Genomic DNA, 14,656 nt, shown 5'->3' with positions numbered 1-14,656 from the left:
TAACAACTATTTTTGACTGACCACTGACCACTGACCACTATCTACTGATCACTGATCACTGAATACTGACCACTGCTTACTGAATACTAACCTTCGCTCCGTTGAATAATTTTCCTTCGGCAGAGATGATATAGTTTTCATCAGCTGATAAGCCGGATAATACTTCCACTTTATCTCCAAATGTTTTTCCTGTTCTCAACCATCTTAGAAGCGCTACGTTTTCATTTCCTACAGTATAGATTCCAGTAAGTTGTCCTTGTCTTACTAAAGCACTTTCAGGAACTAAAACCATTGTATTTAGAGTAGTAGTACTTTTGTTTTCCACTGGGAATTGTACATTGACAAACATTCCAGATAAAACAGGGCTGTCTGTTTTGTCTAAATTTATTTTGACTAAATATTGTCCTCCAGTATTCTTAGCAGAAACGCTTACTTCACTTACTTTACCAGTCAGTTTTTCGTTAGACGATTTTACTAAAACGGTTACTGGCATTCCTTTCTTGATAGAAGTGATATCACCTTCAGAAACCATTGCAGTCACTTGTAGTTTTGAAGCACCTTCAACACTTATTAAAGGCATTCCAGGATTTGCCATATCACCTTCTTTTACAAAAGTGTTAGTCACCACTCCAGAAAACGGCGCTGTGATATTAGAGTAATTGAATTGTGCCATTACCTCATTTCGCATTTGTCTGGCCCCTTCTAATCCTGCTTTTGCCATCTCATATCGAGCCGTCATATCGTCTAGTTCTTTTTGGGAAGCACTTTGTTGTTTGAACAAAGCGACAAAACGATCGTAGTCTTTTTTAGCATTGTTATATCCGGCGGTAGCTTGAAGAATACTAGCATCAACCTGTGCTTTTTTTGCCAGTAAATCAGAATTATTGATGCTTACCAATAATTGTCCTGCTTTTACTTGTTGTCCTATTTGTACATAAACTTTAGTTACATAACCCATCATTCGTGTACTTAAATCAGCGCTGTTTTCTGCTTCAATTTTTCCACTTGCACTTACAAATGGACTGTTGTCATTTTCAGCAACGCCACTTACTTTAACTGCAATTGCAGGAGATTCCGCCACAGCTTCTTTTTTCTCTCCGTTACAAGAAATAAGTAGGACAAAAAGGGAAGCGATTATTGTCGTTTTAAATAAAAAGTTCTTCATTATATTACTTTTAAAATTGAAATTGATTTTTGAAATTGTCATTGAAATTGACTTTTATTTTGTTAAAAACTGTAAATATTCCTGAGTGTAATTGTATTCAAAAACAGCTTGTAAATAGTCCAGTTCTTTTTTGAACATCTGCGTTTCAGATTGTAATAAGTCTGTCGTTTTTTCTAATCCTTGAGTAAAACGATTGCTTCTTATTCTATACGCTTCCTGTGATTGTTCCAGATCTAACTTAGATAGATTCACCTTGTTCTCAGCATCATTAAGCTGGCGGTTCGCTTTGTTCAATTCCAGTTGGCTTTTCGCTTTGTATTGTTGTGTTTCAATCTCCGCTTTTTGGAAATCAGCTTTCGCTTTTTCCATTTTTCCAATTGATTTATAACCGTCAAATACATTCCATGATAATTGAGCTCCTACCACATATCCTTTTGCATTAGTCCCAAAAAGGGTGTCATCGTACAATTCATAACTTCCAAAAGCATTTAAACGAGGTAAGAAAGTCATTTTGCTCGATAATAACATTTTTTGATAGGCTTCAGTAGATTGATCCATCGCTTGAATATCTTTTCTGTTTGCCGAAAGGGAAGTGTTAATCGTTTGTATGGTAATGGTGTTTTCTAGAGCTTCAGCAGGTTTGTATACTTTGTCTCCAAGATCTTCATTCAATAAAAAAGCCAAGTAATCAGAGGCGTTTTGCACATTACTTTTTGCATATTGCAATTGGTTTTTTATTTCACTTACGCGAACTTGTACGGATAGCAAATCTGTTTTTTGAAGAATCCCTTGTTTGAAATAGTTTCCTATTAACTTCAAGTTTTCTGCCGCAGTTGCATTTGCTTTTTCTAAAACGACAACAGCTTTATAGGCCAATTGCAATTCCATAAACGATTTGTTTACTTCCAGTTCCAGGTATTCTTTGGTACGTTCCGTTTGTAGTGAATATGCATTCATCTTAGCTCTTGCCGCCTGTCTTCCATACAATCCATCTATGTTGATGATGGGTTGTAGAATTTCAATTTTAGTGGCAAAGTTTGTAGTACGATCTGGATTATTTAATAAATTAGGATCAAAATCGGAAGCCGTTAGAATTTCTTGATTCAGCTTAGACCCAAAAGCCATTAAAGGATTTGTTGTCGAAATCGCTGTATGTGAGGCAGAAATATTCGGTAAGAAAAGAGAATTGGATTGTCTGTAATCTGCTTGTGCCGATTTAAACTCCTGATCTGCAATCTTAATTTGTAAATTTTTATCGGCTACCTTCTGCCAAAGATCAGTTTTAGAAATAGCCAATGTATCTTGACCATAACTAATTGATGACATTAAAATTATCCCAAATAGTACTATTAAATTTATTTTCTTCATAATTTTTATTTCTAATTATTAGGCAAAGATAATTTCGCAACAAGGGCTACACAGTAACAAATGTCACACTCGAGGAAAATATGGGTAATTTATTTTTTAAATACATGATGCATAATTATTTCTAAGTATAAATTGTTATATTTAGCAATTGCAACCGAAAGAGATATTTATAATTATTTGCATTTATGAGTATGAATGGAGCCAAACCTACCTATGAGGATTTACTTAAAGTTATATTAGATCAAAAAGAGGAAATAAAGGAACTAAGTAAAGGACGAGATACGTTAGCCAATTTTGAATTCTATATTAAAGAATCCATGGATTTGCTAGGCATAGCGGAAATGGATGGATACTACAAAGAGGTAAATCCAGCATTCGTAAAAAAATTAGGATATTCAAAAGAGGAGTTGCTTAGCAAAAGGTTAACTTCATTCCTCCATCCAGAAGATTTAGAAAAAACCAATCTTGAAATAGAAAATTTATCCAAAGGTCAGACTTCATTAAGCTTCGAAAATAGATATATTAAAAAAAATGGAGCCATAGTTACTATTCAATGGACTACTAGTTTCGACCAGTGTGGAAAACTTATTTATGGAATAGGAAGAGATGTGACCCAAATAAGAGAAGCACAACAGGATTTAATTATCAGTGAGCGATTGTTAAATGCCGCTCAAAAAATGGCTAAAATTGGAAGTTGGGAATTTGATATAATCACTAAAAAGATGATTTGGTCGGAAGAATTATATTCTATCTTCGAAATTAAAAAGAAGCCGAAAGAGGATTTGTTTCAATCCTATTTAAAGTGTTTCTCAAAAGAAGAGGGTATCCAATTTCAAAATAAAATAAATCAATGCATCCAGGATAATAAGTCTTTTGAAATTGAAAAGACAGCCCATTTTTCTGCTAATAGAATAAAATGGCTTCATGTAATTGTTATTCCTGTAACTGATAAAGATGGAAAAGTGATTGCTCTTAGAGGGAATACGCAAGATGTATCAGAAAAGAAAATACTTACCTTAAAACTAAAAGAAAAGAAGCAAGCGGAGGTTAAAATCAAACTTGAGTTAATTGAAGAAGAGAGCAATGCTAAATTTAAAAATTATATTGAAAATGCTCCAGATGGAATTTTTATAGCTGATGAAACTGGTAGTTTTATTGAGGTAAATAAAGCTGTATCTTCAATTCTTGGTTATTCAGAAGAAGAGCTTTTAACATTATCAATGATGGATATAACATTTCACGAATCTCTTGAAGATTTGGGGATGTGTTTTAATAAAGTAAAAAAAGTAGGAGGGTCAAAAGGAGAGTTTAAAATAATTCATAAGTCAGGAGAAATTATATGGTCTCGCGTTGATTCAGTAAAACTTTCTGAAAATCGGTTTATGGGTTTTGTTAAAGATATTACTGAAATTAAACGAGCAAATGAATTACTCACCAATACATTTGAGCGTATAACAGATGCTTTTGTGGCACTAGATAACAACTGGTGTTATACCTATATGAATAAAAAAGCGGGTGAAATTATGGGCTGTAATCCTGCGAAAATGATTGGGAAGAATATCTGGACAGAATTTCCAGAAGCGATGAACTCAAGTTTAGGAGATGCATTTAATAAAGCTAAAGCGACTAATGAATATTATTGTTTTGAATATTTTTATAATAACAGCCAGTGGTTAGAAAATCATTTTTACCCATCAGCTGACGGTATGTCAAACTTTTTTAGAGATATTACCGAAAAGAAATATTCTGAGGCTATTATTGAAAAAAATGAAAAACGTTTTAGAGCTTTAGTAGAGAATAATCAAGGAATAATCACTGTTGTAAATAAAGAACTTAAAGTTATTTTTAGAAGTCCTTCATCTGCCCTTGTCACGGGTTATACAAATGAAGAATTTGATGCAATTGCAGATGAAAATTATTTTCATCCGGATTTTTTAGAGTATGTCTACAAGATGTTGGAAAAAGCGATAACTAATCCAGGAAAACCAATTCCTTTATTGTTTCAGGTAAAGCATAAAAACGGAAATTATATATGGTTAGAAGGAGTTGTTACTAATATGATAGATGACAGTGGAGTTAATGGTATTATCGCTAACTTAAAGGATATAACAGTAACAAAAGAAGCAATCGAGTCCTTAATAAAAGAAAGGGATAAATTTGCTAAAATCGCTGCTACATCTCCGGGTTTAATTTACTCCATGCGTCAAAACAGCGATGGATCGTTAAGTTATCCTTATGCTAGTAAGGCAATAAAGGATATTTATGGATTCAATCATGCAGAAATAGAGAATCATCCAGAAAAGATTTTTGCATTGATTCATCCCGAGGATTTAGAAATGGTGACTAAAAAAATTAAAGTAACTAAGTCTAAGTTGGTTCCTCTTAAAGGCAGGTATCGCTATTTTCATCCATCAAAAGGATTAGTGTGGCATGAGGTAAATTCTTTGCCAGTAGTTGAAGCGGAAGGAACGGTAATTTGTCACGGTATCGTTACGGATATAACGGAGCGATTACAAGAAGAACAAAAACTAGTAAAAGTCAATCGACTTTATTCATTTATCAGTAGAATTAATCAGGTTATTGTTCGCGCCACTAATGAAGAAATGCTTTTTAAGGAAGCATGTACTATTGCGGTTGAGGTGGGTAAGTTTAGAATGGCATGGATTGGTTTGCATGAAGAGAATACAGCTAAAGTGATACCTGTAATGATTGCGGGCGAGGATAACGGATATCACTCTGTCATCAAAACGATTTCGACTAAGGATATTCCTGAAGGAAGGGGTCCGGCTGGAACAGCAATAAGAGAGGGGAAATATGTTGTTTGTAATGATATTGAAGATTGCAGTTTAATGAAGCCATGGAGCGAAGACGCGCTTAGCCGAGGCTACAATTCAGTACTGTCCTCACCTATTAAAAGGAGCGGTAAAGTAATAGGTGTTTTTAGTTTCTATGCAAGCGATAAAAACTTTTTTGATGACGAAGAAATTGAATTGTTAAATAAAGCCACTGACGATGTGTCTTTTGCTTTGGAAGTTTTTGAAAAAGAAATTCAAAATAAAAAAGCGGAAGAGGCTATTTTTCAAAGTGAAAAAAGATACCACACACTTACGGAGGTATCTCCGGTGGGAATATTTCGTACGGATGCGGCTGGGTATACCAATTATGTTAATCCAAGTTGGACTCAAATTTCAGGGCTTTCATTTGATGAAGCTTTGGGGAATGGATGGCTTAACGCCGTTCATGAAGAAGATAGGAGCTCTATTCTTAATGGTTGGGAAAATGCTACCATAAATAATGAAAAATCATTATCTGAATATCGGTTTATAAAACCTGATGGTACTATTGCTTGGGTGATGGGACAGGCAACGCCAGAGCGAAATAAAGAAAATCAGATTGTGGGTTATATAGGAACCATTACCGATATTACAAAACGTAAAATAGCTGAAGATTTAATTTTTAAAGAAAAACTACTTTCAGAAACGATAATAAATAATTTACCTGGAATATTTTATCTCTATGATGAAGCTGGAAAATTTGTGAAATGGAATACAAATTTTGAGATTATTACGGGGTACAACGGCCATGAAATTAGTCAAATGACGCCAGTGGATTTCTATGATGAGAATGAGAAGGATAGGATTAGAAAAAGAATTAAGAATGTATTTAAAAAAGAATCTCCTGGTATTGAGGTTGAATTCTATACGAAAACAAAAAAGAAGGTACACTATTATATCAATTCTTTAGCAATAGAATATGAAGGAAAAAGATGCCTTTTGGGTATGGGCTTTGACTTAACAGACCGGAAAAAGGCAGAAGAAGAAATTAAAAAAGCAAACCAACGATTTGAAATGATTTCACGTGCCACTAATGATGCAGTGTTTGAATATGATATATTGACGGAAGAAAGTTGGAACAATCAAGCTTTTTCGGATCTCTTAGGCTTTGGAAGTAGTTTGCCTAATGGTAAAAACAACAGTTTTATATGGCGATCAAAGGTTCATCCGGATGATAGAGAAAGGGTTATAAAAAATCTTGAGGAGTCTTATGCAGGAACTTCAAATTTTTGGTCAGATGAATTCCGTTTTCAAAAATTTGATGGGAGTTATGGAATATTTTACGATAGAGGGGTAATATCCAGAGATGAATATGGAAAAGCAATTCGTTTAAATGGATCAATGACGGAGATTACCGAATTAAAAAATATAAAAGAACAATTAATTAATAGTGAAGAAAAATACGGTAGTCTTGTTGAGCAAGCTTCAGATGCTATTTTTATTAATGACGTATCAGGAAATCTTCTCGAAGTGAATAAAAGCGCGTGCGCTATGCTTGGTTATACTAAAGAAGAATTGTGTAAAAAAAATATTACAGACCTTTATACAAATGTTACGCTTATACGTAGACCATTGATGCAAAAAGAATTGTTAAATGGAGAACGAACTTCAATTGAGCGTGATATGTTGCGAAAGGATCAAACATCGGTACCAGTAGAAATTTCTGCCAAAATGCTCACTGACGGGCGAATTGTAGCAATAGTTAGAGACATAAGTGAACGCAAAAAAGCCGAAGAAGATTTCAAAAAGTCTAATAAAAAGTTAGAGGCAATTATTGAAGCGATTCCAGATCTAATGTTAGAAGTTGGTTTAGACGGTACCATATACAACTATCATTCGCATCTTAAAGATTCCATTGTGGAACCAACAAATCGATTTATCGGTAAGAAAATTTCTGATATATTACCTCCTGATGCTACTAATTTAGCTTTCTCAGCCATCCAAGAAGCAGCTGAAAAAGGATTTTCAACTGGGCGTCAATATTCTTTGGAGAAAAAAAATGAATTGCGTTGGTATGAACTATCAATAGCTCCTATGAAGGAAACGGTTGATAATGAAATCCATTTTATCTGCCTTTCTCGTGATATTACAAAGGTTAAACTTATCGATGAATCACTGGCGAAAAGTGAGGAACGATATCGTGGATTATTGCAAAATCTCGATGCTGGGATTATTGTTCATAGACCAGATACATCGATTATCATGAGTAATGAAAAAGCAATTGAATTGCTAGGAATAACGGTTGATCAAATGCAGGGAAAAATAGCTACTGACTCAGCGTGGAAATTTATTAATGAAGAAGGTGTTGAAATGCCAGTTGAAGATTACCCGATAAATCAAATTTTAAAATCTAAAAGTTCAATAAAAAATGTGACTGTTGGAGTAAATCGACCGTTAACAAATGATATTGTATGGTTATTAGTTAATGGGTTTGCTTTTCAAGAAAGCAAAGGTGCAATCACTGAAATTGTAATTAGCTTTATTGATATTACGGAACGAAAATTAATGGAAATTGAATTAGTGAAGTCAAAAGAACAATCTGAAGCAGCAAACAAGGCCAAAACTGATTTTCTAGCTAATATGAGCCATGAAATTAGAACGCCATTGAATGGTATCATAGGATTTACCCATTTATTGATGAAATCAGAAATGGAAAAAAATCAGTTAGAATATATGTCGACGATTAATGAGTCTGCCACTTCTTTAATGCAGATTGTAAATGATGTTTTGGATTTTTCTAAAATAGAATCCGGTAAACTAGAATTGAATATTGAAAAAATTAGTCTGTATAAATTGACGCGTCAGGTCATTGATTTATTCAGCTATCAAGCGAACCAGAAAAACATTGGTGTAGTATTAAATCTAAGTGAGAATGTTCCAGAAAATATAATGGCAGATTCTGTTAGGCTCAAACAAATTTTGGTAAATTTATTGAGTAATGCATTAAAATTCACAAGTTTTGGAGAAATACGTTTAGACATCACTGAGATAGCGGCATTGGATAAGAAAAACACAATTTTAAAATTTTCAGTAAAAGACACAGGCGTTGGAATCAAAGTAGCTAATAAGGATAAAATATTTAATTCATTTGTACAAGAAGATAACTCAACCAGTCGAAAGTTTGGAGGAACAGGATTAGGGTTGTCGATTTCAAATCAGTTGTTAGCATTAATGGGGAGTAAATTACAATTGATCAGTAAGTATGGTGACGGAAGTGATTTTTTCTTCGAAATTGAATTTAAAAAATTAAAAAGTAACAATAAAAGAACTTCTGAATACATTAACACAACTGAAGATATCGCAATGGGAAGCATTAGTGATAAAAGGGTTCTAATTGTTGAGGATAATAGAATCAATATGCTTTTAGCAAAAACGCTTGTTAAAAGAATAATTACTAATTGCACTATCTATGAAGCTAGGGACGGAAACGAAGCTGTAGCACAATATGAGAAGGAAAAACCGGATATTATTTTGATGGATATTCAAATGCCGAATAAAAATGGATACGAAGCCACTTACGAAATTAGACGGGTACAAGGCGGTCCAAGTACTCCAATTATTGCAATTACAGCAGGTATAATGAGTGGTGATAAAGAAAAATGTCTGGAGGCAGGGTTGGACGATTATTTATCAAAACCTATAATTGAAGTTGATTTAAAACAACTATTAATTAAGTGGTTGAATAAATAAGCTATTTCTTTCAAAAATTTAAGTTTATTATTTATCCTAGTTATTGATAAGGATTAAGTGTTTTTTATAAAATAATGATAATTTTTATTTAAATTTATTGAAAATAAAGTATTTATTTATGGAAAATGACAAAGATAATATACAGGAAGTCCTAACTCTTCGTCAAAAGGCAGAAGCAATACAGAGGAATGAGAAGTCAGCTTTTAATTTAGTTGACAGCGACGTGATTAGACTTGTCCATGAATTAGAAGTACATCAGATTGAACTAGAAATGCAAAATGCAGAACTTGCATTAGCCAACGGTCAAGCCGATAAGGCCACTCAGAAATATACTGAACTATACGATTTTTTGCCTTCGGGTTATTTTACCATCAATAAGGAAGGAGATATAGTCGAACTAAATCGGGCTGGCGCCGAGCTATTAGGAAAAGACCGATTTAAATTGGTAAATAGTCGGTTTGGTTTTTTTGTTTCAGATGATACCAAACCAACTTTCAATCTTTTTTTGGAAAAAGTGTTTGAATACTCGAAAAAAGAATCTTGTGAAGTCGCCATTATAAATAACGAAGATGAAACTTTATATGTTTACATTACAGGTATTGTAGATCAAAATACGGAGCATTGTCATATCTCCGTAATTGATATTACTGAGCGAAAGTTGATGGAGATTGAATTAATTAAAGCAAAAGAAGAGGCTGAGGTAGCTAACAGTGCCAAAACGGATTTCTTGGCTAATATGAGTCACGAAATTAGAACACCCTTAAATGGAATAATTGGTTTCACCGATTTGTTAATGAAATCAAATCTAGAGAAGAATCATCTGGAATATGTGTCGACAGTTAACGAATCATCCACACTGCTAATGCATATTGTGAATGATGTATTAGACTTTTCTAAAATTGAAGCTGGGAAATTAGAACTGGAAATTATAAAGACAGATATCTATGAACTAACTAAACAAGTTATTGATTTGTTTAAATGTCAGGCAATAATCAAGAAGATAGATTTAGTCCTTAATATCGATTACAAAGTATCACATTATATTCAAGCAGATGCGCCCCGGCTAAAACAAATATTAGTAAACTTGATAGGCAATGCGTTAAAATTTACCGATACAGGAAAAATTACTTTGGATATCTCTGAAACTCCCTCTGGAAGTAAAGATTCCTGTATACTTAATTTCTCTTTAAAAGATACGGGCATTGGTATAAAGGAGAGTAATAATAAAAAAATCTTTAAGTCTTTTATTCAAGAAGACAATTCTACAAGTCGCCGATATGGTGGGACTGGTTTAGGACTATCTATATCAAACAAACTTTTAGCCTTAATGGATAGTAAATTGCAATTAAAGAGTAAAGTAGGAGAAGGAAGCAATTTCTTTTTTACTATTCAATTCAAGAAGGTGAACGCTAAACAAAGTGTTAATTCTTCAATTAATTCAATCATTAGTAACCGTGTTATTCCTTTTAAAATGCTTTCTAAAAAGAAGGTTTTAATAGTAGAGGATAATAAAATAAATATGTTATTAGCAAGGACATTGGTAAAGAAAATAATGCCAAACGCAATTGTTTTTGTGGCAGGAGATGGAAATGAGGCCGTACTGCAATTTAAAAAGGAAAAACCAGATATCATATTAATGGATATTCAGATGCCCAACAAAAATGGATATGAAGCAACCAAAGAGATTCGGTTATTGTCTAATGGGGCACAAACTCCAATTGTTGCCATAACAGCCGGAATAATGACTGAAGACAAAGAGAAATGTTTTGAATCAGGAATGAGTGACTATCTGCCAAAGCCTATTATTATATCAGATTTAGAAAAAGTATTACTCAAATGGTTAACTAAATAACATTTGTTTTCAGACTTTTGAATCTGAAGAATCATAGTGTAAGATCAGTTTTTAAAAGTTTAAAAAACATTCTTACATTGTAAATATTTCGCATTATTTATGTAGAGGCGGGTGTGTTGATAAGCAGTTTGCAACTAAGATAGTACGCACTTTTAAATCACTATATTATTGACTGGATTTTGAATTATGTTATGAACTCGAAATCATTGTTTGATTTTTATTCGAATACCATTTAAATGATTTAATGCTATTTTGTCTTTACATTAAGTGTATAAGCAACTGTTTTTCGATATTAATATTCTACGTTTAAAAAATAATAAATTACATTTATGCTTAATTAGCGTGATGCTTGATTTATAATAGCGCAATATCATAATGAAAAAGATAGAGAATAAACAAATTCTGCAGGAAGAAGAAGCCATTTCTAAAACAGCCAAAACTAAAACCATGGACAAAGACGGGCGTAGTGACTTCCCCATCATTGGTATAGGAGCTTCCGCAGGAGGACTAGAGGCAATGGAAGTTTTTTTTAAAAACATGCCGCAAAATCCTGGTATGGCATTCGTCGTTATTCAACATCTCGATCCTACTCATGTTGGAATTTTGCCAGAGTTATTGCAACGGGTCACTTCCATGAAAGTACTACAGGCAGCTGATCAACTTACGGTAAAACTCAATCATATCTATGTAATTCCTCCAAATAAAAGTTTGACAATATTAAACGGTGCCTTGCATCTATTTGCCCCTATTCAAACCCGATGGTTGCGTTTACCAATCGATATCTTCTTTCGTTCATTGGCGCTTGATAGACTAGGTAAAAGTGTTGGAATTATTCTCTCAGGAATGGGTTCGGATGGAAGTTTAGGAATTAAATCAATTAAAGAACAGCAGGGATTTGTTTTAGTTCAGGATCCTGCAACCGCAAAGTTTAACTCAATGCCTCTAAATGCTACAGAGGCAGTATTAGTTGATATTGTGGCACCGGTAGAAGAGTTACCTGCTAAACTAATTACGCTTCTCCAGCACACACTAGAAATTCAAAAAGATTCAGATATAAACGTCAAAAATAGAAGTAGTCTCCAAAAAATTATCATCTTACTGCGAGAACACACTGGTCATGATTTTTTATTGTATGAAAAAACAACTTTAATGCGCCGCATCGAAAGGCGTAAAGGAGTCCATCAGTTGGGTAGCACAGAAGATTATGTTCATTTCTTACAGGAAAACCCTAAAGAAATTGAGTTGCTTTTTAAAGAATTATTAATAGGGGTAACCAGCTTCTTTCGTGACACAGCTGTTTGGGACGAGCTCACAAGCACTATTCTGCCTGAACTTATTAAAGACTTACCGGAAGGATATGTACTACGGGCATGGATTACTGCCTGTTCCACAGGCGAAGAGGCATATTCGCTAGCCATAGCTTTCAAGGAAGTTATGGAAAGTATCGGTAAACATAGAAATTTGACGCTACAAATTTTTGCTACAGATTTAGATACGGATGCAATAGAAAAAGCACGTCGAGGTTTTTTTACCACTAATATTATTGTAGATGTTTCACCTGAACGAATTAGTAAGTTCTTCAATGTCGAAGTAGACGGATACCGCGTGATTTCAGCGATACGAGAAATGCTTGTTTTTGCACCTCATAACGTAATCAAAGATCCTCCTTTTACAAAACTTAATATATTGATGTGTCGTAATATGTTGATATACATGGAGCCGCCTCTACAAAAAAAGCTAATCGAATTGTTTAACTATAGTCTTCTCCCAGGAGGTATCATGGTATTGGGCTCCGCCGAAGCCATAGCCCGAAATAATGAAGGGTTTGAAGTTCTGGATGGTAAATTAAAACTTTATAAACGTACTAAGATAGCTCTAACATCAGAATTAGCGGGTTTTCCCAGCTCTTTTTCAAGTAATAAAACAATAACCAAAGAAATGACTAATACTCCTAAAGTGGTCGAAAATATTCAAAGTCTTGCAGATCAGATCCTACTTCAACAATTTGCGCCAGCCAGCGTGCTAGTAAATGATAGAGGAGATATTCTCTATATTACTGGTAGAACAGGAAAATATCTTGAACCTGTTGCTGGTAAAGCCAACTGGAATATTAATGTAATGGCACGAGAAGGCTTAAGAAATGAACTGCCTAACGCTTTCCAAAAAGCACTAGAAAGCACTGAAGCTATTAACCTTCGAAATATTAAAATTAGAAATAGTAGTGGAGATTTCAATTATGTGACGATCACTATTAAGCGAATTGAAAACCCTGATCAGCTAAAGGGGATGGTGATGATCGTCTTCAAGGATGAGCATGAGATAGTCGATCCGCTTTTATCGAAACAAAAAATCACTAAGTCAAATTTATCAAGCAGACATAAAGAGCTTGAGGCTGAATTGAAGCAGTCAAATGAAGACTTGTTAACTTCAAGGGAACAAATGCAAGCTTCGCAGGAAGAACTGAAATCAATTAATGAAGAGTTGCAATCAACAAACGAAGAATTGCAATCAACAAATGAAGAATTAACGACTTCAAAGGAAGAAATGCAAAGTCTTAACGAAGAGTTACAGACTGTAAATGCAGAACTTCAAAATAAGTTAAGTGATTTTGAACTGGCAAATAATGACATGAAGAATTTGCTTAACAGTACTGAAATAGCAACACTTTTTCTAGACAAAGAATTAAACATACGCCGGTTTACTGATGCTGTAAGCAAAATATTTAAAATTCGATCTAACGATTCAGGAAGGCCTTTTACAGACTTGGTTAATGATTTGAATTATCCCAGTATGGATAACGATGCAAGGAGTGTAATTAAAAACCTGACACCAATTCAGAACACAATCGGTACAAAGGACGGAAGGTGGTATAACGTGCGAATTATGCCCTATCGAACATTAGATGATCGCATTGATGGTATTGTAATCACATTTACGGATATCACTGCTTCAAAAAAGGCGGAAGAAGCATTACTTATGGAAAATAGATACCGACGCTTATTTGAATCGGCTAAAGACGGAATTCTAATCCTCAATGAAGAAACAGGTAATATTATGGATGTTAATCCGTATTTAATTGAAATGCTAGGTTATTCATATGAACAATTTGTTGAAAAGGCGATATGGGAAATAGGCCCTTTTAAAGATATCGTGGCTAATAAAGAAAAGTTCTCTGAGTTAAAGAAAAAGAAATTCGTACGGTATGAGAATTTACCGCTTCAAACCGCTAAAGGTAAGGAGATTAAAGTAGAATTTGTCAGTACATCGTACTTGGTGAATAATAAAAAAGTAATTCAATGTATCATTCGGGATATTACAGAACGCAAACAAATTGAAGAAGCATTGGCTTTAGCGGAGACGCGTTACCATCATCTTTTTGAATCAGCAAAAGAAGGAATATTTTATATCGATGCCTTGACAGGAAAAATAACTGATGTAAATCCATTTTTGACGCAGTTATTAGGGCATTCAAAAGAAGAATTTGTTAATAAACCAATTTGGGAAATTAATTTTTTAAAAAATATAATATCGAATAAGGATATGTTTAAAGAATTAAAGCAGGAGAAGCCGGTTAATTATGAAAAAGTCCAGATTGAAACGGCTACAGGAAAAAAAATTAATGTTGATTTTACATTGAACATGTATATAGTTGATAATCATGAAGTAATGCAATGTTTTATTCGTAACTTTACTTTCTTAAATTCGAAATAATTGTTTCGAAGGAGTAATTATAAAATTGCCATAATA

At 33.7% G+C, this 14,656-nt stretch carries 5 protein-coding genes; 3 read left to right on the top strand and 2 right to left on the bottom strand.

Features of this window, described 5'->3' with window-relative positions; all coding sequences use genetic code 11:
- Positions 1–76: 76 nt before the first annotated feature.
- Together AC4PRO_RS06690 and AC4PRO_RS06685 are read right to left on the bottom strand one after the other, a co-directional pair.
- Positions 77–1,165, bottom strand: coding sequence for an efflux RND transporter periplasmic adaptor subunit (locus AC4PRO_RS06690; protein WP_492116798.1), 1,089 nt, complete (start codon positions 1,163–1,165; stop codon positions 77–79).
- A 54-nt stretch (positions 1,166–1,219) separates the two neighbouring features.
- Entirely contained in the window at positions 1,220–2,533 is a 1,314-nt protein-coding gene (locus AC4PRO_RS06685; protein WP_492116797.1) for a TolC family protein, read from the bottom strand.
- Positions 2,534–2,718: 185 nt separating this feature from the next.
- Between AC4PRO_RS06685 and AC4PRO_RS06680 the strand changes: the two genes are divergently transcribed.
- From AC4PRO_RS06680 to AC4PRO_RS06670, 3 genes are all read left to right on the top strand, one after another.
- On the top strand, positions 2,719–9,057 hold the full coding sequence (locus AC4PRO_RS06680) for a PAS domain S-box protein (protein WP_492116796.1): 6,339 nt from the start codon (positions 2,719–2,721) through the stop codon (positions 9,055–9,057).
- Between the two features lie 118 nt (positions 9,058–9,175).
- The gene (locus AC4PRO_RS06675) at positions 9,176–10,909 is read left to right on the top strand and encodes a response regulator (protein WP_492116795.1); all 1,734 of its coding nucleotides are present in this window, start codon (positions 9,176–9,178) and stop codon (positions 10,907–10,909) included.
- Between the two features lie 375 nt (positions 10,910–11,284).
- Positions 11,285–14,620 (top strand): chemotaxis protein CheB, encoded by a 3,336-nt coding sequence (locus tag AC4PRO_RS06670; RefSeq protein ID WP_492116794.1) that lies wholly within the window; start codon positions 11,285–11,287, stop codon positions 14,618–14,620.
- Positions 14,621–14,656 lie beyond the last annotated feature (36 nt).

This window comes from Flavobacterium sp. DW-iso2, from assembly GCF_058725285.1.
The sequence above is the reverse complement of the archived record's forward strand: the minus strand, read 5'-3'. Positions and strand labels throughout refer to the sequence as shown.